The organism is Lysobacter sp. Soil_C_59 (assembly GCF_057656415.1).
Window position 1 is genome coordinate 75,317 of sequence record NZ_JBDGKK010000002.1, and the last position, 24,647, is coordinate 99,963.

20 protein-coding genes are annotated in these 24,647 nt (G+C 68.1%); 16 read left to right on the forward strand and 4 right to left on the reverse strand.

The genetic code is table 11. The annotated features are described in order from the left end of the window. The 5 genes from AC3A3Q_RS03895 (at position 1) to AC3A3Q_RS03915 (ending at position 7,463) form a co-directional block, all read left to right on the forward strand. Positions 1–1,290 (forward strand): TolC family protein, encoded by a 1,290-nt coding sequence (locus tag AC3A3Q_RS03895; RefSeq protein WP_487584985.1) that lies wholly within the window; start codon positions 1–3, stop codon positions 1,288–1,290. Then, positions 1,287–2,546 (forward strand): efflux RND transporter periplasmic adaptor subunit, encoded by a 1,260-nt coding sequence (locus AC3A3Q_RS03900; protein WP_487584986.1) that lies wholly within the window; start codon positions 1,287–1,289, stop codon positions 2,544–2,546. Before AC3A3Q_RS03895 ends, AC3A3Q_RS03900 begins: the two co-directional genes overlap by 4 nt. Positions 2,547–2,556: 10 nt before the next feature. Then, positions 2,557–5,727: an efflux RND transporter permease subunit gene (locus AC3A3Q_RS03905; RefSeq protein WP_487584987.1), complete on the forward strand. Its 3,171-nt coding sequence runs from the start codon at positions 2,557–2,559 to the stop codon at positions 5,725–5,727. A gap of 153 nt (positions 5,728–5,880) precedes the next feature. Continuing rightward, a complete protein-coding gene (locus tag AC3A3Q_RS03910) occupies positions 5,881–6,861 on the forward strand; it encodes an XdhC family protein (RefSeq protein ID WP_487584988.1) in 981 nt (326 codons plus the stop codon). After that, a complete protein-coding gene (locus tag AC3A3Q_RS03915) occupies positions 6,858–7,463 on the forward strand; it encodes a nucleotidyltransferase family protein (protein WP_487584989.1) in 606 nt (201 codons plus the stop codon). Before AC3A3Q_RS03910 ends, AC3A3Q_RS03915 begins: the two co-directional genes overlap by 4 nt. 98 nt (positions 7,464–7,561) lie before the next feature. Here AC3A3Q_RS03915 and AC3A3Q_RS03920 read toward each other — a convergent pair whose 3' ends face one another. The 3 genes from AC3A3Q_RS03920 to AC3A3Q_RS03930 all read right to left on the reverse strand — a co-directional run bounded on the left by AC3A3Q_RS03920 (position 7,562) and on the right by AC3A3Q_RS03930 (position 9,753). Continuing rightward, positions 7,562–7,948 (reverse strand): HU family DNA-binding protein, encoded by a 387-nt coding sequence (locus AC3A3Q_RS03920; protein ID WP_158732745.1) that lies wholly within the window; start codon positions 7,946–7,948, stop codon positions 7,562–7,564. Positions 7,949–8,120: 172 nt separating this feature from the next. After that, positions 8,121–8,756 carry a bifunctional 4-hydroxy-2-oxoglutarate aldolase/2-dehydro-3-deoxy-phosphogluconate aldolase gene (gene eda / locus AC3A3Q_RS03925; RefSeq protein WP_487584990.1) on the reverse strand — a complete coding sequence of 212 codons (636 nt, stop codon included), beginning with the start codon at positions 8,754–8,756 and terminating at the stop codon, positions 8,121–8,123. After that, the gene (locus tag AC3A3Q_RS03930; RefSeq protein WP_487584991.1) at positions 8,743–9,753 is read right to left on the reverse strand and encodes a sugar kinase; all 1,011 of its coding nucleotides are present in this window, start codon (positions 9,751–9,753) and stop codon (positions 8,743–8,745) included. Before AC3A3Q_RS03930 ends, eda begins: the two co-directional genes overlap by 14 nt. 221 nt (positions 9,754–9,974) lie before the next feature. Between AC3A3Q_RS03930 and AC3A3Q_RS03935 the strand changes: the two genes are divergently transcribed. The 4 genes from AC3A3Q_RS03935 (at position 9,975) to AC3A3Q_RS03950 (ending at position 16,251) form a co-directional block, all read left to right on the forward strand. Then, on the forward strand, positions 9,975–12,842 hold the full coding sequence (locus tag AC3A3Q_RS03935) for a TonB-dependent receptor (protein ID WP_487584992.1): 2,868 nt from the start codon (positions 9,975–9,977) through the stop codon (positions 12,840–12,842). A 138-nt stretch (positions 12,843–12,980) separates the two neighbouring features. After that, positions 12,981–14,333: a pectate lyase family protein gene (locus tag AC3A3Q_RS03940; protein ID WP_487584993.1), complete on the forward strand. Its 1,353-nt coding sequence runs from the start codon at positions 12,981–12,983 to the stop codon at positions 14,331–14,333. 27 nt (positions 14,334–14,360) lie between these two features. Then, positions 14,361–15,497, forward strand: coding sequence for a pectinesterase family protein (locus AC3A3Q_RS03945; protein WP_487584994.1), 1,137 nt, complete (start codon positions 14,361–14,363; stop codon positions 15,495–15,497). 16 nt (positions 15,498–15,513) lie between these two features. Beyond that, positions 15,514–16,251, forward strand: a complete 738-nt coding sequence (locus AC3A3Q_RS03950) for a rhamnogalacturonan acetylesterase (RefSeq protein ID WP_487584995.1) — start codon at positions 15,514–15,516, stop codon at positions 16,249–16,251. 179 nt (positions 16,252–16,430) lie between these two features. Here AC3A3Q_RS03950 and AC3A3Q_RS03955 read toward each other — a convergent pair whose 3' ends face one another. Beyond that, positions 16,431–17,675, reverse strand: a complete 1,245-nt coding sequence (locus AC3A3Q_RS03955; protein ID WP_487584996.1) for a pectate lyase family protein — start codon at positions 17,673–17,675, stop codon at positions 16,431–16,433. A 251-nt stretch (positions 17,676–17,926) separates the two neighbouring features. On the opposite strand from AC3A3Q_RS03955, the gene AC3A3Q_RS03960 reads away from it, so the two are divergent. The 7 genes from AC3A3Q_RS03960 to kduD all read left to right on the forward strand — a co-directional run bounded on the left by AC3A3Q_RS03960 (position 17,927) and on the right by kduD (position 24,632). After that, entirely contained in the window at positions 17,927–18,772 is an 846-nt protein-coding gene (locus AC3A3Q_RS03960) for a 2-keto-4-pentenoate hydratase (protein WP_487584997.1), read from the forward strand. Positions 18,773–18,798: 26 nt separating this feature from the next. Continuing rightward, positions 18,799–19,758, forward strand: coding sequence for a TRAP transporter substrate-binding protein (locus AC3A3Q_RS03965; RefSeq protein ID WP_487585490.1), 960 nt, complete (start codon positions 18,799–18,801; stop codon positions 19,756–19,758). Positions 19,759–19,767: 9 nt separating this feature from the next. Beyond that, the gene (locus AC3A3Q_RS03970) at positions 19,768–20,322 is read left to right on the forward strand and encodes a TRAP transporter small permease (protein ID WP_487584998.1); all 555 of its coding nucleotides are present in this window, start codon (positions 19,768–19,770) and stop codon (positions 20,320–20,322) included. Next, positions 20,322–21,602, forward strand: coding sequence for a TRAP transporter large permease (locus AC3A3Q_RS03975; protein WP_200607424.1), 1,281 nt, complete (start codon positions 20,322–20,324; stop codon positions 21,600–21,602). Before AC3A3Q_RS03970 ends, AC3A3Q_RS03975 begins: the two co-directional genes overlap by 1 nt. A 31-nt stretch (positions 21,603–21,633) precedes the next feature. Then, the gene (locus tag AC3A3Q_RS03980) at positions 21,634–22,731 is read left to right on the forward strand and encodes a LacI family DNA-binding transcriptional regulator (RefSeq protein WP_487584999.1); all 1,098 of its coding nucleotides are present in this window, start codon (positions 21,634–21,636) and stop codon (positions 22,729–22,731) included. A 288-nt stretch (positions 22,732–23,019) separates the two neighbouring features. Next, positions 23,020–23,865: a 5-dehydro-4-deoxy-D-glucuronate isomerase gene (kduI, locus tag AC3A3Q_RS03985; protein ID WP_487585000.1), complete on the forward strand. Its 846-nt coding sequence runs from the start codon at positions 23,020–23,022 to the stop codon at positions 23,863–23,865. Positions 23,866–23,873: 8 nt separating this feature from the next. Further along, positions 23,874–24,632 carry a 2-dehydro-3-deoxy-D-gluconate 5-dehydrogenase KduD gene (gene kduD / locus AC3A3Q_RS03990; RefSeq protein ID WP_487585001.1) on the forward strand — a complete coding sequence of 253 codons (759 nt, stop codon included), beginning with the start codon at positions 23,874–23,876 and terminating at the stop codon, positions 24,630–24,632. Positions 24,633–24,647: the final 15 nt, after the last annotated feature.

The following is a 24,647-nucleotide window of genomic DNA, read 5'->3' on the forward strand; positions in this document are numbered from 1 at the left end:
ATGTATTCGCGACTCGCGGCCCGTGCCGCGTTGGTCGTCGTGCTTGCTGCGGCCCCGCCCGCACAGGCCGGCGAGCGCTTGACCCTGGACGATGCGTTCGCACGCGTCGTCGGCACTGCATCACTGCCTCCCCATCCCGAACTGCGCCTGGGCGGTGCCCGTGGCGACGTCCTCGCCGCCGAACTCGAGGTCGCCGCGCAACGGCCGGCGCTCGTGGCCGGCGCCGAACTCGAGAACGTGCTGGGCAGCAACACCTACAGTGGCGTCGATCGCGCCGAACTGACGCTGACGCTGGCGTCGGTGCTGGAACGCGGCGGCAAGCGCGACGCGCGCCGTGCCCTGGCGCAAAGCCGCATCGATGCGCTCGGCATCGAGCGCGAATCCAGCCGCCTGGACCTGCTGGCGGAAACCGCGCGGCGCTATCTCGCCGTCGTCGCCACCGGCCCGCAGCTGGCAATCGCCGACGAGGACATCGCCCAGCGGAGGCGCACGGTCGTGGCCGCGCAACGACGACTGGATGCCGGTGCGTCGCCGGAGTCGGTGGTGCTGACGGCACAGGCCGCGCTCGCGCGCGCCGAACTCGAGCGGCGCCGCACCGCCCAGCAACAAGCGTCCGCGCGCCAGCACCTGGCGGCACTGTGGGGCGAGCGCGAGCCCGATTTCGAGCTTGCCGGCGCCAACGTGCTGGACCTGCCCGACATCGCCGACTTCGGCGCTCTCGCGCAGCTGCTGCAAGGCACGCCGGAACTGGCCCGCTTCGCCGACCAGCGCCGAATCGGCGAAGCACGCCTGCAGCTGGCACGCGCGCAAGCCTCGCCCGACCTCGAATGGCAGGTCGGCGTGCGCGGTTTCAAGGAAGACAACGACGTCGCGCTGATTGGTGGCCTGTCGCTGCCGCTGGCCAGCGGACGCCGTGCGCAACCGCAGATCCGCGCCGCGCAGGCGGAATTGGCGGTCACCGAAGTCGAAAAGGAGGCGCAGGGACTGGCCCTGTACTCGACCCTGGTCGAAGCGCACGGACGCTACCGCGTCGCGCAGCTGGAAGTGCTGCGCCTTCGCGACGACGTGCTGCCCAAGCTGGCGCGTGCCCAGGCCGCGGCCGAGCGCGCGTTCGGCGCTGGCGCGATCAGCTACCTGGAAATCGCCCAGCTGCAATCGGAAACCACCAGCGCGCGGCGCGAGCAACTAGATGCCGCGCTGTCGGCACAGCGCGCGTTGATCGAGATCCAGCGACTCACCGGCGAACCGCTCGTCGTTGCCGCCGCCCCCGCACAAGGCCAGCTCCCATGAATGCTTTGATCAACACCACCGCACTTGCGCTGGCGCTGCTGCTGGCCGCCTGTGGCGGCGAGCGTTCCGCCGACGCCGGGCATGCACATGACGCCGGCGACGAACACGGCCAGGCCGAGGAAGCACGCAAGGGTGCCCATGGCGGTCGCGTGCTGGAGCAGTCCGGCTATCGCGTCGAACTGGCCATAGCCGAAGCCGGCATGCCGCCGCGCTACCAGGCGTGGCTGTACCGCGGCGACACACCGCTGCCGGCCACCACCGGCACCGTCGAAGTGCGCCTGCGGCGTCTGGACGGTGCCAGCGAGCGCCACGCCCTGAAGCCGCGTCCGGATGGCAGCCTCATCGCCACCAGCGTCGTCGCCGAGCCGCATTCGTTCGACGTCGAAGTGCTCGCCACGATCGAAGGCAAGGCGCTGCGCTGGAGTTACCCGAGCTACGAGGGACGCACGCGCATCGCGGAGGCAACTGCGCGGACGTCGGGCATCCGGGCCGCACCCGCCACGGCCGGCATGATCGCCGACGAACACGAGGTGCAGGGCCTGCTGACGCCGGTCGAAGGACGCCAGGCCAAGGTCGCCGCGCGCTTCCCCGGCCCGGTGCGCGCGTTGCGCGCGAACCTCGGCGATCGCGTCCGCGCCGGCCAGGCGCTGGCGACGATCGAAAGCAACCTCAGCCTGAGCACCTACACGGTCACCTCGCCCATCGACGGCGTCGTGCTCGCGCGCAATGCCTCGGTCGGTGACGTCGCGGCGGAAGGCGCGCCGCTGTTCGAGATCGCCGACCTGTCGAAGCTGTGGGTCGACCTGCACATCTTCGGCGCCGACGCCCAGCACATCCGCCCGGGTGTTCCGGTCCGGGTCACGCGCCTGAGCGATGGCGTGAGCGTGGACACGCAGCTCGAACGCGTGCTGCCCAACACCGCCACCGCCAGCCAGAGCACCGTCGCCCGCGCCACGCTCGACAACGCCGACGGCCTGTGGCGTCCCGGTTCGGCCGTGCAGGCGCGCATCACCGTCGCCCAGCAGCCGGCCGCGCTGGTGGTGCCGCTGTCGGCGCTGCAGACCTTCCGCGACTGGGACGTGGTGTTCATCCGCGTCGGCGACACCTTCGAGGTGCGTCCGCTCGAGCTGGGCCAACGTGACGGGCAACGGGTGGAAGTGCTCTCGGGCCTGAAGCCCGGCGACCAGGTCGTGGTCGAACAGAGCTACCTCATCAAGGCGGACATCGAAAAGTCCGGCGCCTCGCACGACCACTGAGGACGCCGACATGCTCGAGAAAATCATCCGCTTCGCCATTGGCCACCGTTGGCTGATGCTCGCGCTCACCCTGGCGCTGGTGCTGCTGGGCATCTGGAGCTTCCGCCAGCTTCCGATCGACGCCACGCCGGACATCACCAACGTCCAGGTGCAGATCAACTCCGAAGCCACCGGTTACTCGCCGCTGGAGTCGGAACAGCGCATCACCTTTCCGATCGAGACGGCGATGGCCGGCCTGCCCGGGCTCGACTACACCCGTTCGCTGTCGCGCTACGGCCTGTCGCAGGTCACGGTGGTGTTCAAGGACGGCACCGACCTGTACTTCGCCCGCCAGCAGGTCGCCGAACGCCTTCAGCAGACGCGCTCGCAGCTGCCGCCGGGGATCGAGCCGGAAATGGGACCGATCGCCACCGGCCTGGGCGAGATCTTCATGTACACCGTCGAGGCCAACCCGGAGGCACGCAAGCCGGACGGCACGCCCTGGACCTCCACCGACCTGCGCACCCTGCAGGACTGGGTGGTTCGGCCGCAGCTGCGCAACACGCCGGGAGTGACCGAGGTCAACACGATCGGCGGTTTCGCCCGGCAGATCCACATCACCCCGGAGCCGGCGCGGATGGTCGCGCTCGGCTTCACCCTGCGCGACCTCGTCACGGCGGTGGCTGCCAACAACCAGAACATCGGGGCCGGTTACATCGAGCGCAACGGCCAGCAGTTCCTGGTGCGCGTGCCGGGCCAGGTGGCCGACGCCGCGGCGATCGGCGAGATTGTGCTCGACCGCCGCGATGGCGTGCCGATCCGCGTGCGCGATGTCGCCAGCGTCGGCGAAGGCCCTGAGTTGCGCAATGGTGCCGCCATGCAGGACGGCCGCGAGGTCGTGCTGGGCACGGTGTTCATGCTGGTCGGCGCCAACAGCCGCGATGTCGCACAGGCCAGTGCGGCGCGGCTGCAACAGGTCAACGCCAGCCTGCCACCGGGCGTGGTCGCCACTGCCGTCTACGACCGCACCGCGCTGGTCGACCGCACCATCGCCACCGTGTCGAAGAACCTCGCCGAGGGCGCGCTGCTGGTGGTGGTGGTGCTGTTCGTGCTGCTCGGCAACTTCCGCGCGGCGCTGATCACCGCGGCGGTGATCCCGCTGGCGATGCTGTTCACCGTGTGGGGCATGGTCCGCGGCGGCGTGTCGGGCAATCTGATGAGCCTGGGCGCGCTCGACTTCGGCCTGATCGTCGACGGTGCGGTGATCATCATCGAGAACTGCCTGCGCCGTTTCGGCGAGATGCAGCATGCCCTGGGCCGCACGCTGGAGAAGGAGGAGCGCTTCGAGCTGACCGCCAAGGCCACCGCCGAAGTGATCCGGCCGAGCCTATTCGGCGTGGGCATCATCACCGCCGTCTACCTGCCGATCTTCGCCCTCACCGGTATCGAGGGAAAGATGTTCCATCCGATGGCGATCACGGTGGTGCTTGCTCTGAGCGGGGCGATGCTGCTGTCGCTGACGTTCGTGCCGGCGGCGATCGCGTTGTTCCTCGGCGGTCGCGTGGAGGAGAAGGAGAACCGGGTGATGCAGTGGTGCAGCCGTCGCTATGCGCCGTTGCTGGCATGGACGCTGCGCCGCCGCGCCTGGGTGTTCGGCGCAGCGGTCACGCTGGTGGTGGGCTGCGGCCTGCTGGCAACGCGGCTGGGCAGCGAGTTCATTCCCAACCTCGACGAAGGCGACCTGACCATCCACGCGCTGCGCATTCCCGGCACCAGCCTGACCCAGGCGGTGTCGATGCAGGCGACGCTGGAGCGCACGCTTGGCAGCCTGCCCGAGGTCGAGCGCGTCTTCAGCAAGATCGGTACCGCCGAGATTGCCAACGACCCGATGCCGCCGTCGGTGACCGACACCTTCGTGATGCTCAAGCCGCGCGAGGACTGGCCCGACCCGGGCAAGCCCAGGGCGGCACTGCTGGCCGAGTTCGAGGCGGCGGCGCGCAGCCTGCCGGGCAACAACTACGAGTTCACCCAGCCGATCCAGATGCGCATGAACGAACTGATATCGGGCGTGCGAGCCGATGTCGCGGTCAAGGTCTATGGCGACGATCTCGACACGCTGGTCAAGCTCGGCCAACGCATCGAGGAAGTCGCCGGATCCGTTCCGGGCGCAGCCGACGTGAAGATCGAACAGGCCACCGGCCTGCCGCTGCTGACGGTGGTTCCCGATCGCCAGGCGCTGGTGCGTTACGGCCTCAACCCGGGCGACGTGCAGGCCACGCTGGCGACGGCGGTCGGTGGCGAAGTGGCGGGGCAACTGTTCGAAGGCGACCGCCGCTTCGACATCGTCGTGCGCCTGCCGGAACGGTTGCGACAGGATCCTGCGGCGCTGGAAGACCTGCCGATTCCGTTGCCTGCCAATGTCGCCGGCCACGACGAGTCCAGCCTGCCCGGCAGCTGGAGCGCCGGCACGCCACGCACGGTTCCGCTGCGCGAGGTGGCGAGGATCGAAACCGTGCTCGGCCCCAACCAGATCAACCGCGAGAACGGCAAGCGGCGCGTGGTGGTGACGGCGAACGTGCGCGGTCGCGACCTGGGTGGCTTCGTCAGCGAACTGCGTGAACGCGTCGACGCGCAGGTGCGCATGCCCAGTGGCTACTGGATCGACTATGGCGGCACGTTCGAGCAGCTGATCTCTGCCAGCCAGCGCCTGTCGGTGGTGGTTCCGGTGACGCTGGCGATCATCTTCGCCCTGCTGTTCTGGTCGCTGGGTTCGGTGCGCGATGCCGCCATCGTCTTCAGCGGCGTGCCGCTGGCGTTGACCGGTGGCGTGGTGGCGCTGGCCCTGCGCGGGATTCCGTTGTCGATCTCCGCCGGCGTCGGCTTCATCGCGCTGTCGGGCGTGGCCGTGCTCAACGGCCTGGTGATGATCGCCTTCATCCGCAAGCTGCGCGAACAGGGTGCGGCGCTGGACGTGGCCATCGTCGACGGCGCGCTCGGCCGCTTGCGGCCGGTGCTGATGACGGCGCTGGTGGCATCGCTGGGCTTCGTGCCGATGGCGTTCAACCAGGGCGCGGGGGCCGAGGTGCAGCGACCGCTGGCGACGGTGGTGATCGGCGGGATCGTGTCGTCGACGCTGCTGACGTTGCTGGTGCTGCCGGTGCTGTATCGCTGGCTGCATCGCGGCGGCTCGGCCAGGAGCTGACTCCCGCTCCTCCGGGTAGGAGCGAGCTTGCTCGCGACCGGCGTCGGAAATGCCCTTCGCGAGCAAGCTCGCTCCTACAACTGGCGGCACCGGCGCGCGATTGCCGCCGGGCAATCACGGCACCACTGCCCGCACAAGCCCTAGACTGCCGCCATGGAACCCTTCCTGCCCGGCGCCACCCGTGGCGTGCTCGAAGCCGCTGCCGACGCGATCGCACACGGCGAGCCGGCCGCGCTCGCGCTGGTGCTGGAAACGTCCGGGTCGACCTATGTCCATGCCGGGGCGCTGGCGCTGTTCGGCAGCGAAGGCCGCCAGGTCGGCTGGCTCAGCGGCGGCTGCCTGGAGCCGGAGATCGCGTTGCGCGCCGAAGAAGCGGTGCGCACGCAGACGATCCAGTGGCTGGAGATCGACACGCGCAACGATGAAGACCTGCTTTCCGGTTCCGCCGTGGGCTGTCGTGGCCGCCTGCGCATCGCCCTGCTGCCGCTGGCGTCGCTGGCGCCGTGGCCGGCGCTGATCACGGCATGGCGTTCGCGACAGGGTCCGCTCGAAGTCATCCTGGAGCCGGGCGGCGGCGCCATCGCGAGTATCGGCATGCAGCGCAGCGTGCACCGTTTCCAGGCCGCCAGCGTGCCGTGGCCAGACCCGCCGCCGACATGGACGCTCAGCATCGCGCGCCCGCCGGCGGTGCTGCTGCTCGGCGCCGGGCCGGAAACACCGCTGTTGCTGCCCATGCTGCGCCTGCTGGGCATCACCACCACGCTGGTCGAGCGGCGTCCGCGCTGGCAATCCGTCGGCTCCGATGCCGATGTCGCCATCGCCCAGTCGCCAGCGCAGGTGTTGCCGACCGCCGAAGGCCAGTTCGATGCCGCGCTGGTGATGCACCACCATTTCGAACTCGATCGCGAAGCATTGGTGGCGCTGGCCGATTGCGCTATACGTTTCGTCGGCCTGCTCGGTCCGGTGCGGCGTCGCGAAGACCTGTTCCGCGTGCTGCCCGCCACCGTTCGCGAGGCGTTGCTGCCGCGCCTGCACTCGCCGGTAGGCCTCGCGCTTGGCGGCACGGGACCGGAGGCGATCGCGCTGAGCATCGCCGCGCAGTTGCAGAACCATTTGCACGGAGGCCGTGCGTGAGCGAAGCGGCGCATGCCGCGGTGGTGCTCGCCGCCGGCGGCAGCCGCCGGCTCGGGCGCCCCAAGCAGCTGCTGTGCCGCGATGGCGAGACCCTGGTGCATCGCGCCGTGCGCCTGGCCGCGGCAACGCATCCGCAGCGCCTGCTGCTGATTACCGGGGCCGATGCGATGCGGATTGCCGAAGCCGGCGCCGGCTTCGATGCCGAGTGCACCGTCAACCAGGACTGGTCGCAGGGGCTGTCGAGCAGCCTGAAATGCGCGGCATCGGCGTTGGCTGGCTTCGAAGGCAAGGTACTGGTGCTTGGCTGCGACCAGCCCGCGCTCGAGTCACATCATCTGCAGGCACTGCTGGACGGCGCCAGCCAATCCGCTTCGGGCTGCGCGGCGACCGCGCATGGCGAAGCCGCCGGCATTCCGGCGCTGGTCACGATGGCGATGCTGACGGAGGCGTCGGCGCGGCTGGATGGCGACCGCGGACTGGGCGCGCAACTGACGGCGCTAGGCGGAGCTTTGTGGCGGACGGACGCGCCGGAACTGCGGCTGGACATCGATCGCGAAGACGACGTCGCGGTGGCAGTGGCGTCGGGATTGCTCGATCGCTGAGCGCGGATCGGCGGGAGACAGACCGACCGCCGGCGTGGCGGCGACCGGGAAAGGATGCGGTGGCTTGCGCGCACCGCATCCCGGTAGATCACAACGGCTTAGGCCGCTGCGTCCTTCAGCTTCTTCAGCGGACGGACCTTGACCTTGACCGAAGCCGGCTTGGCGGCAAACCAGACTTCTTCCTTGGTGAACGGGTTGATGCCCTTGCGCTTCGGCTTGGCCGCAACGCTGACGGCGGTGATCTTCAGCAGGCCCGGCAGGGTGAACGCACCAGCGCCCTTCTTGCTGACCGAGCCGTGCACGGCACCTTCCAGTGCAGCCAGGACAGCGCGCACGTCCTTGGCAGCGACGCCCGCGGCCTCGGCGATGTGCGCAACCAGGCCCGACTTGGTCAGCGCTTCCTTGATCGGCTTCGGTGCAGCCGGCTTGGCGGCGGCGGCCTTCTTCGGCGCGGCCTTCTTTGCCACTTTCTTCGTCTTCGCCATATGTGTCTCGTAATACTCGATTAGTTGATGGGTGCCCGGATTTCCCCGCTAGGCAAGCGGAATGTAGGGCAAGGCAAGTGCGCCGCCAAGTGGTAAGAGGCGAAAAAATGCGGGAAATTGCTACTTTCTTCGCCAACGACCGCCATGACGGCCCACTTTGGCCGTTTGTCCGTCAGACAATCGACAGTGCCGCGGCCTCGCGCGCCAGGCTTTCGATGCGCTCCCAGTCGCCTTGCGCCAGTGCATCGGCCGGTGTCAGCCACGATCCGCCCAGGCAAGCGACGTTGGGCTGACGCAGGTATTCGGGCGCGCGTGCGGCGTCGATGCCGCCCGTCGGACAGAAGCGGACCTGGGCAAACGGCCCGCGCCAGGCCGCCAGCAAACCCAGTGCATTGATCGCCTGCGCGGGGAACAGCTTGAGCAGGTCGAAGCCGGCGGCCATCGCCGCCATCACCTCGCTGCCGGTGGCGACACCCGGCAGGTAGGCCATCGATTCCTCGCGCGCGGCGGCCAGCAATTGCGGCGAGGACCCGGGCGAGACCGCGAACGATGCACCGGCGCGCTGCACCTGGCGCATCTGCGCGGCATCGAGCACGGTGCCGGCGCCGACCTTCATCCCCGGCACCTGCGCGGCGACCGCGGCGATCGCGTCGAGCGCCACCGGCGTGCGCAACGTCACCTCGATCGCATCGATGCCACCGCGCAGCAGCGCCTGCGCCACCGCCACGGCTTCATCGACGCTGCCGGGCGTGTAGACCGGGATGATGCGGCTGCCGCGCAGCAGCGCCCGGGCGTCAACGACGGACATGGAAGCCGGCCTGTGCGGTGAAAGCCTCGACGTCTTCGCGCGAGACCAGGTTGAAGTCGCCCGGCAGGGAGTGCTTCAGGCAGGCCGCGCCGAGGCCGAAGTGGAGCAGCTCGGGCGGCGCCATGCCGGTGATCAGTCCATGCAGGACGCCGGCGGCGAAGGCGTCGCCGGTGCCGATACGGTCGACGATCGCCTCCAGCTCGTAGGCGGGCGCGCGATGGCGCGCGCCATCGCGCCCGCACATCACCGCCGACAGCGTGTGGTGGTCGACGCTGTGCTGGCGGCGCAGCGTGCAGGCCAGCCATTGCAGGTGCTCGAACGCGGCGAACGCATGCGCGGCGGCCTCGGCCACCGCGTCCTCGCCTTCGGCGGCGCTGCGCTGGCCCAGGACCACTTCGATATCGCGGTGGTCGGCGAACACCAGGTCGGCCTCGGCGAAGATGCGGCGCAGGATCGCGGCGGCGTCGCCGTTCCACGCCTGCCAGAGCTTGCCGCGGAAGTTGCCGTCGAAGGACACCTTGACCCCGCGCCGGCGCGCCGCCTGCGCCGCGGCGATGGTCGCCTCGGCCGTGGCGGCGCCCAGTGCCGGACTCACGCCGGACAGGTGCAACCAGCTGGCGCCGTCGAGCAGCGCGTCCCAGTTGTAGTCGGTGGATCGGACGAACGCCGAATCGGCGCGGTCGTAGAGCACTTCGCTCGGACGCTGCATCGCGCCGTTGGAGAGGAAGTACAACCCCATCCGTCCGGGCGCTGTGCGCACATGGCGCGTGTCGACCCCGTATCGGCGCAGTTCGCCGATCGCCGCCTCGCCCAACGCGTTGTCCGCCACGGTGCTTGCCACCGCAGCGTCATGGCCCAGGCGCGCCAGTGATACGGCGACATTGGCCTCGGCCCCGCCGATGTGGACTTCCAGCCCCGGCGACTGCAGAAGACGCTCGCGCCCCGGCGCCGACAGGCGCAGCAGCAGCTCCCCAAAACACACGATCCGTTGACTCACGCCCTGCTCCCGGAGGATGGAATTGTCCCTATTGATAGCGCCTGCCCCGCCGCCCCGGCGGTTATGGCGCACCGCAGCATGCGAACCGCTGTCCCTTTTGTTAGGGTTTTGGCCATCGGTGTCATTTGCACCGCCGAACACCGCCGGATCACGATAGCAAGCGTCGCAAGCCAGTCAACAAGCACCTTACAAGCTGTCTTAGTCATTAGGGAGGGGAACCTATGCAATTTCAGCGTGCCACCAAAAAGACACCGGTTACCTTATTGGCGGCCTCTATAGGCCTGGCGCTCCAGATGGCAGCGCTCAGCGCGCTTGCCCAGGATGCGTCCACGACCAATGAGTCCACCGCAGCGACCGAAGCCGTCGCCAATACTGCCGCACAGCAGCGCCAGGACGCGACCGATCTCGATGCCGTCGTCGTCACCGGCTTCCGCGGCAGCCTGGAAAAGGCACTGGACAAGAAGCGCAGCGAAGTAGGCGTGGTCGACGCGATCGTCGCAGAAGACATCGCCGACTTCCCGGATCTCAACCTCGCCGAATCCTTGCAGCGCATTCCGGGCGTGTCGATCGCGCGCGATGCCGGCGAGGGCCGTCAGATCTCGGTGCGTGGCCTCGACAGCCAGTTCACCCGCGTGCGCATCAACGGCATGGAAGCGCTGACCACCACCGGCGGTACCGACAGTTCCGGCGGCGCCAACCGCGGCCGCGGTTTCGACTTCAACGTGTTCGCCTCGGAGCTGTTCAACAGCATCACCGTGCGCAAGACCGCCTCGGCCGACATCGAGGAAGGCGCGCTCGGCGCCACCGTCGACCTGCAGACCGCGCGTCCGTTCGACTACGACGGCTTCACCTTCGTCACCGGTGCGCAGCTGGGTTACAACGACCTGGCCGGGGATCTCGACCCGCGCGCGACCATGCTGATGAGCAATACCTGGTTCGACAACAAGTTCGGCGCCCTGCTCTCGGTGGCCTACACCAAGCGTCGCCTGGTCGAGGAAGGACACAGCACGGTGCGCTGGGACACCGGCACCAGCAGCGGCGGTTTCGCCGGCACGCCTTCGGTGGAAAACGCCGCCACGTTCCACCCGCGTATTCCGCGTTACGGCGTTCTCGAGCATGAGCAGGAGCGCCTGGGCATCACCGCGTCGCTGCAGTTCGACCCGAGCGACAAGACCTCGCTGGGCCTGGACGTGATGTACGCCGACCTCGATGCCACGCGCGGCGAGAACTTCCTCAACGGTCTGTCGTTCAGTCGCGGCGCCTGCGTCGCGGGCGCGGCCGGCAACGCCTGTCGCGCCGCCGGTGCTGGCGGCAAGCCGGAGACGGTCGTGCTGGAAAGCGCAGTCGACGGCCGCGGCAACCTGGTCTATGGCCGCTTCAACAACGTCGACGTGCGCTCGGAAGCGCGCTATGACGAACTTGAAACCAAGTTCACCCAGTTCAACTTCTACGCCGACCACGAACTGACCGACGACTTCAGCCTGAACTTCGAGGCCGGTCACGCCAAGTCCGAGTTCGCCAACCCGATCCAGACCACCATCACGATCGACAAGCTCAACGCGCAGGGCTACGTCTACGACTACCGTGGCGACAACCGCCTGCCGGTCATCACCAACGGCTTCGACGTCAACGACCCGGCGCAGTGGCGCTTCATCAGCGGCAATGCGCAGAATCCGGGCTCTGAAATCCGCCTGCGTCCGCAGTTCGCCGACAACACCATCGACAACGCCCAGCTCGGTTTCGCCTGGCAGCTGACGGACGGCTTCCGCCTGAAGGCCGGCGGCCAGTTCAAGGAGTACACGTTCGATACGCGCGAGGAGCGTCGCGCTTCCGAGCTGGTCGTGCCGGGTCTTCCGGCCGGCACCACCCTGGCCGACCTGACCAGGCCGATCGGGCTGGAAGACATCTCCAACATCGGTGATGGCACCTGGCTGATCCCGGACATCGATGCCTTCAACCGCGCCTTCAACATCTACAGCGACCAGGGCATCTTCGCGACCAGCGATCGCGTGGCGGCGGTGCTCGGCAACAACCGCAGCGTGGAAGAGCGCGACCAGGGCTTCTTCATCCAGGCCGACTTCAACACCCAGATCGGCAGCATGCCGCTGAGCGGCAACGTCGGTGTGCGCCAGGTCGATACCCGCCAGAGCTCGACCGGATTCTCCACGCCCGCCAGCGGCCCGGCACAGCAGATCACCGTGACGCGCAGCTACGACGACACGCTGCCGTCGTTCAACCTGGTCGCTGACGTCACCCCGGACTTCCTGATCCGCCTGGCCGCCTCCAAGGTCATGGCGCGCCCGGGCCTGGGCAACCTCACCCCGGGCGTCACCGTCAACGTCAGCGGTGGCAATCGCGTCGTCACTGGCGGCAATCCGATGCTGGATCCGTTCCGGGCCAAGACCGCCGACTTGAGCTTCGAGTGGTACTTCGCCGAAGAATCGCTGCTGGCGCTGGGCCTGTTCTACAAGGACATCGACAGCTTCGTCCTGACCTCGCGCGAGATCCGCCCGTACTACACCTCCGGCCTGCCGGAGAGCCTGCTGATCGGCACCGGCGCCACGGCCAACGACGACTTCCAGTTCAACGTCCCGATCAACAGCAAGGGCGGTCCGCTCAAGGGCCTGGAATTCACCTACCAGCAGCCGTTCGTGTTCCTGCCGGGCTTCTGGAGCGATTTCGGTGTGCAGCTCAACTACACCTATGTCGACTCCAAGATCCAGTACGTGACCTCGACCGGCGCGCCGTCGCTGCGCACCGACCTGACCGGCCTGTCGAAGAACGCCTACAACGCAACGCTCTACTACGAAGGCGAGAAGTTCAGCGCGCGCGTCTCGGCGGCTTACCGCGACGACTACCTGACCACGGTGCCGGGCCGCAACGGCAACGACGTGGAAGGCACGGCCGAAACGCTGACCTTCGACATGTCGGCCTCGTACAAGATCAACGATCACTTCGAGCTGACGCTGGAAGGCCTGAACCTCACCGACGAGTTCCAGGACCAGTGGGTGGATTCGGTCGGCGATCGCGCCTCGGTCTACCACCACACCGGTCGCCAGTACTTCCTGGGCGCCCGCTACAAGTTCTGATGGTTGCTACAGCCCCTCTCCCGTCCGGGAGGGGGGCGTTTTTTTCTGCCGCAGTCGCATGTCGTGTCCCATCAGCGGACGCCGTGCCGCCTTCGCTGCCGACGTCCGCTCCGTCCACACCACGAAGGAGCGGTACCGATGAGCACTCGCAAGTCCGTCCTGCTGTCCGCGCTGTCGCTGGCGCTGTTTTCCCCCGGCGCTATCGCCGCGCCGCCGATACCACTTGAACGCCAGACCCTGCCTGCCAACGACGGTTGGGCAGCGCTGCCGACCGCGGCATTGCCGCAGGGCACCATCGGTGGCTCGGCCGCCGATACCACGCGTGTCCACGACGTCAGCGATCGCAATGCGCTGGTCGCCGCACTCGCCTTTCCCGATCCCACGCCGAAGATCATCCGCATCACCGGCATGATCGACGCCAATGTCGACGACGCCGGCAACCCGCTGACCTGCGCCGACTACGCGCGTCCGGATCCGCAGACCGCCACGCCCTACTCGCTTGATGCCTTCCTCGCTGCCTATGACCCGGCGGTGTGGGGACGCGTCAATCCCAGCGGTCCGCTCGAGCGCGCGCGCGTGGCCTCGGCCGCGGCGCAGCAGGCGCGCGTGCGCATCCGCGTGCCGGCCAACACGACCATCGTTGGCGTCGGTCGCGGCGCCGGCCTGCGCGGTGCGTGGGTCGATATCCGCCCCAGCAGCACCAGCGGCAACCAGCCGATGAACGTGATCGTGCGCAACCTCAGCTTCGTCGACACCTACGACTGCTTCCCGCAGTGGGCGCCGACCGATGGCGCGGAAGGCAACTGGAACTCGCTGTACGACGCGATCTCGGTGCGCAACTCGACCCATGTCTGGATCGACCACAACGCTTTCCTCGACATCGATACCGCCGACAGCACCCAGCCCAGCTACTTCGGCCGGCTATACCAGGTGCACGACGGCCTGGTCGACGTGACCAACGAATCGGACCTGGTGACGGTGTCCTGGAACCTGTTGGCCAACCACGACAAGGCGATGCTGTTCGGTTCGTCCGACAGCGCCGTGGCCGACCGCGGCAAGCTGCGCGTGACGCTGCACCACAACCTGTTCCACGACCTGGGCCAGCGCGTGCCGCGGGTGCGCTACGGCCAGGTCCACGTCTACAACAACCAGTACAGCCTGACCCCCGATGGCGCCCAGACCTACGGTTACAGCTGGGGCGCCGGCATCGAGGGGCAGATCTTCGCCCAGAACAACCATTTCCTGATGCCCGTCGCGGTTACGCCGGACCTGTTCGTGGAACGCTTCAACGGCACCGCGTTGCAGGCACAGGGGACGCTGCTGAACGGATTCACCCGCCACAGCGAAGTCGACGTGGTCGCCGCCTTCAACGCGACCAGCGCCACGCCGCTGCAGCCGACCGTGACATGGACGCCGACGTTGTATCGACGCATCGATCCGACCTGGTCGGTGCCGTTGACGGTGATCCTGGGGGCAGGTCCGTACAAGTAGACGGCAACCGTTGGGGAGCGGAGCTTGATGCGCGACGACTTCAGAGGTCATGACGTGTGGATGCAACGGCGACGCCTGCTGCAGGCGTCGCTGGCCGCTTCCGTGGCGACCATCTCACCGCTTCGCGCAGCAGCCACCGCGCCACCGTTCGATGCTGTCGTGGCGCGCACGCCCTACCCGGGCGTGCGCACGTTCGCCAGCGTCGGCGAAGCGATCGCCGCGGCGCCTGTCGACGGGCGACAGCCGTTCCGCATCCTGGTCGCGCGCGGGCGCTGGCACGAGAAGCTGGTGGTCGACAGGCCGTGGATCCACCTGGTCGGCGAGGATCGCAGCGCCAGCGTGCTGAGCTTCGATGCCGCCGCCGGCATGAAGCGCCCCGACGGCGAACCCTGGGGTACCTGGGGCTGCGCCAGCGTGACCGTGCGTGCACCGGATTTCCGCGTGCAGCGCCTGGCGATTGAAAACGCGTTCGACTACGTCGGCAACCTCGCCGCGCCGAAGTTCGAGCCGATCGGCCCGAATGGCGCGCAGGCCGTGGCGCTGATGCTCGATGCCGGCGCGGACCGCTGCCTGTTCGAGGATGTCGATCTCATCGGCCACCAGGACACGCTGTTCGCCGATGCCGGACGCAGTCTGTTCCGCAACTGCCGGGTCAGCGGCAGCGTCGACTTCATCTTCGGCGGCGGCAACGCACTGTTCGAGGAGTGCGAACTGCATTCGCGCTTCCGTCCCGGCAAGGACCGCCAGGGCTACGTGGCGGTGCCATCCACGAAGGTCTCGCAAACCCACGGACTGACGTTCCTGCGCTGCCGGCTCAGCCGCGATGCACAAATTCCGGACGGCAGCGTTGCCCTCGGGCGCGCATGGCGGCCGGGGCGAACCTTCGCCGACGGCAAGTACGGCGACCCGGAGGCATTGGGTGCGGCGGTATACGTGTCGTGCTGGATGGATTCCCACATCGATGCCAAGGGCTGGGACGCGATGGGCTACACCGCGCGCGACGGCCAGCGCGTGATGCTGGAGCCGGAACTGGCGCGGCTGTTCGAACATGACAGCCGGGGACCGGGCGGACATGAGTCGCCAACGCGTCGCCAGCTCGATGCAGGCCAGCTGGCGCTCTACTCGCGCGATCGCGTGCTGTCCGGCTGGCAGCCCGACCTGTGACTGAAGGAATGCAATGTTGAAGCTGGGACTGGCGCTCTGCCTTTCGATGCTGCTGATCGCGCCTGTGCGCGCGGCCGACACCGTGACGATCCATCTTGCCGGCGATTCGACGATGGCCGAAAAGCTGCCGGAGAAGCGCCCGGAGACCGGCTGGGGCGAGTTCCTGGCCGCGCAGTTCAAACCGGGGACGGTGCAGGTCGACAACCGTGCGAAGAATGGTCGCAGCACGCGCACCTTCATCGAGGAAGGCCGCTGGCAGGAACTGCTGGAGGCGACCCGGCCGGGGGACGTCGTGCTGATCCAGTTCGGCCACAACGACCAGTCGGTGGAGAAGAAGGACCGCTATACGCCGCCGCCGGACTATGCACGGAACCTTTCACGCTTCGTCGCCGACGTCCGCGCCCGACAGGCCACGCCGGTGCTGCTGACGCCGGTGGCGCGCCGGCGCTTCGACGAGGCGGGGCACGTGCTCGACAGCCACGGCGAGTATCCGGACCTGGTGCGTGCGCTGGCGGCGCGCGAGCAGGTGGTGCTGATCGACATGGAGCGGCGCAGTGCGGCGGTGTTGCAGGAAGCCGGCGTGGAGCCGTCGAAGCGGCTGTTCCTGTGGGTGGGCGTTGGCGAGAGCGCGAACTATCCCAAGGGCGTGGAAGACAACACGCACTTCTCGCCAGCCGGCGCGGAACGGATGGCGGAAGAGTTTGCGTTCGCGCTGCGGCAGTCGGGGCTGCCGCTGGCGCTGCTGGTGAAGTGATGCACTGACACCGTCTTAGCGCGGACACCGTCATCCCCATGACACCGTCATCCCGGCGAACGCCGCGATCCAGTGTCGAAGCGTCACGGCATCAGAGCACCACGAACGTCGGGCTTGATGGCCTGGATCCCGGCGTTCGCCGGGATGACGTTCGTTTTCGTTCGCCGGGTGGCGCCTGCTTACTTCAACGGCGCGCGCCGCGGCAGCGGCTTCAACGGCTCCATCGTCTCCAGGTCCCAGTCCGCCGGTACGAACCCCTGCTTCGTGCTTTCCTGCTTCGGATACCCGCCCACCTGCTCCTGGCTGTCGATGATCCGACCGCGCCCTTCGATGGTGTCGGCGAGGATCCGGCGGTCGACATCGTCGCGATCCCACGGCCGCGCGCCAGCATTGGCGATCACCGCATCCTGCACCTGCGCCGAAGGCAGCACCGTCACGCCGAACGGCAATGCCGGCGGCCGCTTGAGCGCATCGACCTTGATCGGCGTCGTGGTGTAGCGGCCCTGTTGCGGCAGCTGCGCACCGAGGCGATCGACAGCGAGGTTGTCGTCCAGATACACATCGACATCGCCCGAGCCGCCGACGCTGAAGAACGCCACCTGCTCGGTCGAGATGCCGGCGCGCATCACATTGCCGCGCGCGATCACCTGCCCGCGCGAGTACGGATGCCCCAGCCATTCCTCGGCGATCAGGTTGTAGTGCACGCCGCGCTGGCCCGGGTCGTAGATCAGGTTGTTGATCACCTGGCCGCGCGCACCGCCCTTGAACAGCGGGTTGCGCTCGTAGTTGTGGGCATAGAGGTTGCCGATGATCAGCACGTCGTTGACGTGGTCGTGGATCAGCGAGCCCTTGGAATGCTCGCCCTTGGCGTGGGTGGCGTTGGCCAGGCCTTCGGCGATGATGTTGTTGCTGTAGGTGATGCGGCGCGAGGCGGCCTCCATCCAGTCCTTTTCGCTCTCGCCGAAGAAGCGGGTGCTCGACGCCGACAGGTTTTCGTCGGTGGCCCAGGTCAGCGAGCAGTGATCGACGATCACGTCGCGCGCGCCGCGCACGGTGGTGATCGCATCGATGTCGCCCGACCACTTGGGCTTGTTGCCGTCGCCCGGGCGCATGCGGATGTGGCGAACCACGACGTCATGGGTGGCGATGGTCAGGCCGCCCTTGATGAAGGTGATGCCGGGCTGCGGCGCGGTCTGGCCGGCGATGGTGAGGAACGGCTCGGTGATGCGCAGCTCCTTCATGCCCAGGTCGATCACGCCGCCCACTTCGAACACGATGATGCGTGGCCCGCTCGCCGCCAGCGCTTCGGCGAAGGAACCAGGCCCGGAGGCTTCCAGCGTGGTCACGCGGATGATCCGGCCGCCGCGGCCGCCCGGCGTATGCGCGGCCCAGCCCTGGGCGCCCGGGAAGGCCAGGCCGGCCATTGCGGCACCTGTCCTTTGGGACACCGCCGGGTCGGGGGACGGTTCGGCCGCCAGTCCCGGGCCGGCCATGGCCAGGGCCAGTGCGGTGACTGCGAATCCACGCCCAAGCCCCTGAAAAACGTGCCCCTTCCCCTTGATCCCCATCCGTACCTCTCCCCGAGTCGTGATCCGAGTGTAGGCCCCGATTGTCAATGACACCGGTTTCCTATACAACTTCATCGAAGAGACATCACCAGGGGAAATCGCACCGCATGGACAGACTCGCGCCGGATGGGGACAGCGCCGACAGCGCAGCGATCGCGCAGCGGCTGGTCACGGCACGGCGCCAGGCGGCGGCGCTGCCGGACTACCCGGGCGCACTGCCGGCGACTCTGGACCAGGGCTACGCGATCCAGGACCACGCCATCGCGCTGTGGGGACGGCCGGTGGTGGGCTGGAAGGTCGGCCGCATTCCGGCCGACTGGGAAGCGCGCCTGGGCGAGGAACGCCTGGTCGGCCCGATCTTCGAAGGTGCGGTGCAGTCGCCTGCGGACGGTGCGGGCAACTTCGAGGTGATCACGGGCGGCTTCGCGGCCGTCGAGGCCGAGTACGTCTTTCGCCTGCGTGCCGACGCGCCCGCCGGCAAGACCGCATACAGCGAAGCCGAAGCCGCGGCGCTCGTCGATGCGCTGCTGATCGGCGTCGAGCTGGCCGGCAGCCCGCTGCCGATGATCAACGTGCTGGGCCCGCCGATCGTGGTCTCCGACTTCGGCAACAACACCGGGCTGATCCTTGGCGCGGAAGTGCCGGACTGGCAGGCCGTGGACAGCGCGCAACTGCGCTGCGAAACCTTCATTGACGGTGCCTCGGTCGGCACCGGCGGCGCCGACTCGATTCCGGGCGGGCTGCTCGCCGCACTCGCGTTCGCATTGTCGCGCTGCGCCAGTCGCGGTCATCCGCTCAAGGCCGGCATGCTGGTCACCACCGGCGCGGCAACGGGAATCCACGACATCCTCGCCGGACAGGACTCGCGCATCAGTTTCGGCAGCTGGGGCGAACTGACGTGCCGGACCACCACAGCCACTGAAGAAGGCAGCCTGACGGGGGGCCGCGCATGATCGAAAGACGCCGCTTCCTTGCCGGCATGGCCGCCGCGTGCGGCGCGTCGGTGCTGCCGGCGCTTGGCGCCAGCCCTGATGTCCGGATCCTTACCGCCACCGACGTCCACGTGAAGGACTACCCGACCGTTGCCGCCGTGCAGTGGATCGGCAAGCAGCTCGAACAGGAAACCGGCGGCCGCCTGCGCCTGCGCGTGTACCACTCGGGCCAGCTCGGCCGCGAGTCGGAGGCCATCGACATGGCCCGCTTCGGCGCAATCGACATCACCCGCGTCTACTCCGGCGCGCTCAACAACGCGTTTCCGCTGACCCAGGCGCTGTCGTTGCCGTACGTCTTCGACTCGGTGCCGCACTTGCGCGCCGCGCTCGACGGCAAGGTCGGCGCGACCGTGCTGCAGGGCTTCGAGAAGCGCGACCTGGTCGGCCTGGCGATCTACGACTGCGGCGCACGCTGCTTCTACAACGTGCGCCGCCCGATCCACACGCCGGCCGACATGCACGGCCTCAAGTTCCGCGTGCCGGCCTCGGACATCTTCATGCGGATGATCCGCCTGCTCGGCGGCAACCCGACGCCGCTGGCCTATGGCGAGGTGTTCTCGGCACTGCAGACGCACCTGATCGACGGCGCCGAGAACAACCTGCGCAGCTTCCATTCCAGCCGCCAGTTCGAGGCCGCGCACTACTGGTCGCAGACCGAGCATTCCTATTCGCCCGACGTGCTGCTGATCTCGCGTCGCAGCCTGGAGTCGCTGTCCAGGCGCGACCAGGCACTGCTGCTGGACATCTCGCGCGCCTCGGTGGCGGTGATGCGCAAGCTGTGGGACGAGTCGGAAGCCACCGCGCGCCAGGAACTGATCGCCGCCAACGTGCGCATGAACGACTGCGACCTGGGTGCGTTCCGCCAGGCCGTGGCGCCGCTGCTGGCCGACTACCACCGCGATCCGGCGATTGAAGCGCTGTACCGCGAAATCCGTTCACTGGCCTGAGGCATCACGATGGCAGAAGCTCCCATTGCAGTAGCGCCTGATGTCGATGCCGAACACGTCAGCGAGGCCGAACTCGGCCCGCGCACCTGGCTCGACCGCGTAGCCAGTATCGCCACCGGCGTCGCCGGCGTGGCCCTGGTCGGCATGGTCGCGGTGCAGGCGCTGCAGGTGTTCGCGCGCTACGTGCTCAACGATTCGCCGGGCTGGACCGAGCCGGTCGCCCTGCTGCTGCTCAATACCGCGATGAGCTTCGGCGCGGCCGCCGGCGTCCACCGCGGCTCGCACTTCGGCTTCTTCATCCTGGTGCACTGGGCGCCACCGACGGTGCGCAAGGTACTGCTGTCGATAACGAACCTGGTGATCGCCGGGATCGGATTCGTGCTGGCGCTGTGGGGCGGTGAGCTGCTGCTCGACGGCATCGACATCCCCATGGCGGGCGCACCGATGCCGCAGAGCGCGGTCTACGCGCCGATGTCGATCGCCGGTGCACTGATGGTCCTGTTTGCCCTGCAGCGCCTGATCGCGGTGGTCACCGCGCCCGCTGCTTCGATGCGGAGTAAATGATGGAAGTCACCGTCCTGTTCGTCGTGTTCGGCGTGCTGCTCATCATTGGCGTGCCAGTCGCCTTCTCGCTTGCCTCCGCCGCGCTGGCGACGCTTCTCTACATCGGCCTGCCACCGATCGTGATGGTGCAGCAGACCGCCGCCGGTGCCGGCTCGGCCTCGCTGATCGCCATTCCGCTCTTCATCTTCGCCGGCGAGATCATGCTGCGCGGCGGCATTTCCGAGCGCCTGATCGGCCTGGCGTCGTCGCTGGTCGGCCACCTGCGTGGCGGCCTGGGCCAGGTCAGCGTGCTGTCGTCGCTGTTCTTCGGCGGCGTGTCGGGCTCGGCCATTGCCGACGTTTCGGCCATTGGCAGCGCGATGATCCCGCAGATGGTGCGCCGCGGCTTCGACCGCGACTTTGCCGTCAACGTCACCATGACCGCGGCCATGGTCGCGCTGCTGGTGCCGCCCTCGCATAACCTGATTTTGTACTCGGCCTCGGCCGGCGGCAGCATCTCCATCGCCGACCTGTTCGCCGCGGGCATCCTGCCGGCGCTGCTGATGACGGCCACGCTGATGGTCACCTGCTGGATCATCGCCCGCCGCCGCGGTTACGCCATCGAGGCGTTCCCCGGCTTCGGCGTGGTGCTGCGACGCCTGGTCGCGGCGGCACCGGGCCTGCTGCTGGTCGCATTGATCTTCGTCGGCATCCGCGCCGGCATCTTCACCGCGGTGGAGAGCGCGGCGATCGCGGTGGTCTACGCCCTGCTGGTGACGGCACTGGTCTACCGCAACCTCAACTGGCGCGATTTCCTCGAGACCGTGACGGGCGCGGCGCGCACCACCGGCATGATCCTGTTCGTGATCGCCTCGGCGGCCTCGTTCGGCTGGCTGCTCGCCTACCTGCAGGTGCCGTCGGCCGCGGTCGACGGGCTGACCAGCATCACCACCGACAAGAACCTGCTGCTGTTGCTGATGATCCTGATCCTGCTGGTGCTGGGCACCTTCATGGACCTGGCGCCGATGATCATCATCTGCACGCCCATCTTCCTGCCGCTGGCCAAGGCCATTGGCGTGGACCCGGTGCATTTCGGCGTGATCCTGATCCTCAAGGGCGGCATCAGCCTGATCTCGCCGCCGCTGGGCTCGGTGCTGTTCGTCGGTACGGCGATCGGCAAGATCAGCATCGGCGATACCCTGAAGACGATCTGGCCGTTCTGGCTGGCGGCGTTCGCGGTGCTGCTGGTGGTGACCTTCGTACCGCAGCTGTCGCTGTGGCTGCCGGCGATGATGAAGTGAGGGCTAGAATGGGCCAACCCACGGGCTGCCCATGACCGACACCTCTTCCCGCCCCCGCCGCCGCGTCCGCACCACCTCGGCCACCGCCACGGCGGCGCCATCGGATCCGGTGACGCTGGCGGGCAAGGCAACCATCAACGACATCGCCCGCCTCACCGGCGTGTCGAAGAAGACCGTGTCGCGGGTGATCAACGACTCCCCGCTGGTCCATCCGGAGACCCGCGAGAAGGTCCTGGCGCTGATGAAGCAGCTGGGCTACTCGCCCGACCCGCAGGCGCGCGGCCTGGCGTTCCGGCGCTCGTTCCTGATCGGCCTGGTCTACGACAACCCGACCGCGCAGTTCATCGTCAACATGCAGTACGGCGCGCTGGATGCGTTGCGCGACTCCGGCTACGAACTGGTCGTGCACCCGTGCGACAGCTCGAAAGAGGACTACATCGACGGTGTGCGCCGTTTCGCCCAGCAGCAGAAGCTGCATGGCGTGATCCTGATCCCGCGCGTGTCCGAGGACGAGCAGCTGGCGACAGCATTGCGCGAGATCGGCGTGCGCTACGTGCGCATCGCCTCGATCCCGCTCGACCAGGCCAGCAACATGGTGGTCACCCACGACCGCCGCGCCGGCACCGAAGCGGCCAATTACCTGGAATCGCTCGGCCATCGCACGCTCGGCCTGATCACCGGCCCGCGCCGTTACCGTTCCACCATTGAGCGCGGCGGCGGATTCCTCGCCGGCCTGGCCGAGCGCGGCATCGAGCTGTCGCCGGACTACATGTTCGAAGGCGGTTACACCTTTGAATCCGGCGTCGCCGGCGCCGAGTACCTGCTGGCCAAGTCGCCGCGGCCGACCGCAATCTTCGCCTGCAACGACGAAATGGCCGCCGGCGTGTACAAGGCGGCGATGCGTCGCGGCCTGTCGATCCCCGGCGATCTGTCGGTGGTCGGCTACGACGACAGCCCGCTGGCCTCGCAGCTGTGGCCGGCCCTGACGACGATCCACTCGCCGATCCGCGACCTCGGCCGCCAGGCCGCGCAGATGCTGCTGGCCAGCGAGTCCGCCGCACCGGCGGTGCCGCGCACGGTGACGCCGCAGCTGGTCGTGCGCGATTCGAGCCAGCGGCCGAAGGGCTAGAAGCAGAAGCGGGAATGGGGGGGCGGGAGTGATGAGGCGGGAATGGGGAACTTGCGCTTGACGCGGGCTGCCACTCCCAGCCACTGATCGGTGTCCCTCGAGCCTCCCAGCAAAGCGAATCCGCCGCACCTCCTTCACGCCCAAGTTCCCCATTCCCGCCTCATCACTCCCGCTCCTGATTCCCGCTCCACCCCTTTTGACACCGGTTACCAAAACCCCGTTATCATCGTCCCATCATCCCGCCGCGCGCCTCGTTGGCACCCGGCAAAAGTACGTTTCGGAGGCCCGATGTTCCGCAAGACCTACCACGCCACCCACCCCGACATGATGGACGGGGCCAGCAACGACCAGCTGCGCGAGCGCTACCTGATCCAGGACCTGTTCGTCGCCGGCCAGGTCGTCCTGAACTACTCGCACAACGAGCGCTTCGTGATCGGCGGCGCCGCCCCGACCACCGCGCCGGTCGCCCTGCCCGCGCAGACCGAGCCTGCCTCGGCCGCCGGCCAGCCGTTCCTGCAGCGTCGCGAGCTGGGCGTGGTCAACGTCGGTGGCGGCACCGGCACGGTCACCGTCGACGGCACCGCCTACACGCTCGAACCCAAGGACGGCCTGTACGTGCCGATGGGCAGCGACAAGGTCGAGTTCGCATCGAACGATGCCGCCAACCCGGCCAGGTTCTACCTTGCCTCGACGCCGGCGCACACGCGCTACGAGGCCAAGCACATCTCGATCTCGCAGGCGGTTCCGCTCGAGCGCGGTTCGCTGGAGACCTCCAACGAACGCACGATCTACCAGTACATCGTTCCCGCGACGGTCAAGTCGTGCCAACTGCTGCTCGGCCTGACCATCCTCAAGACCGGCAGCGTCTGGAACACCATGCCGCCGCACCTGCACGACCGTCGCTCTGAGGTCTATTTCTACTTCGACCTGGGCAGCGAGCGCGTCATGCACTTCATGGGCGAGCCGGCGGACATGCGCCACATCGTCATCGCCAACGACGAGGCCGTGGTGTCGCCGCCGTGGTCGATCCACATGGGCTCGGGCACGAAGAACTATTGCTTCATCTGGGCGATGGGTGGCGAGAACCTCGACTACACCGACATGAACCAGCTCGACATCTGCCAGCTGAAGTAAGGGGACGCATGGGCACGGACATCTTCAACCTGCAGGGCAAGGTCGCCATCGTCACCGGCGCCAACACCGGCCTGGGCCAGGGCATCGCGCTGGCGCTGGCGCAGGCCGGCGCCGACATCGCCGCGGCCGGCACCTCGGCGCCGACCGAAACCGGTGAGAAGGTGCGTGCACTTGGCCGCCGCTTCATCGCGATCGAAGCCAACCTGTCGAGCCTGGAGCCGGTCGACCGCATCGTCGGCGAGACCATCGACGGGCTCGGCGGCCTCGACATCCTGGTCAACAACGCCGGCATGATCCGCCGCGCCGATGCGGTCGATTTCAGCGAGCAGGATTGGGACGACGTGATGAACGTCAACCTCAAGTCGGCGTTTTTCCTCGCCCAGGCGGCGGGCCGGCGCATGATCGGCCAGGGCAGCGGCAAGATCATCAACATCGCCTCGATGCTGTCGTTCCAGGGCGGCATCCGCGTGCCGTCGTATGCGGCCAGCAAGAGCGGCATCGCCGGCATCACCCGGCTGTTGGCCAACGAGTGGGCAAGCAAGGGCCTGAACGTCAACGCGATCGCGCCGGGCTACATGGTCACCAACAACACCGCGCAGCTGCGTGCCGACGAGGACCGCAATGCGCAGATCCTCGGCCGAATCCCGGCCGGGCGCTGGGGCGAACCGTCGGACCTGGGTGGCGCGGCGGTATTCCTGGCCTCGCGTGCTTCGGACTACGTCAACGGCGCGATCATCCCCGTCGATGGCGGCTGGCTGGCGCGCTAACCCACGCGATCACTG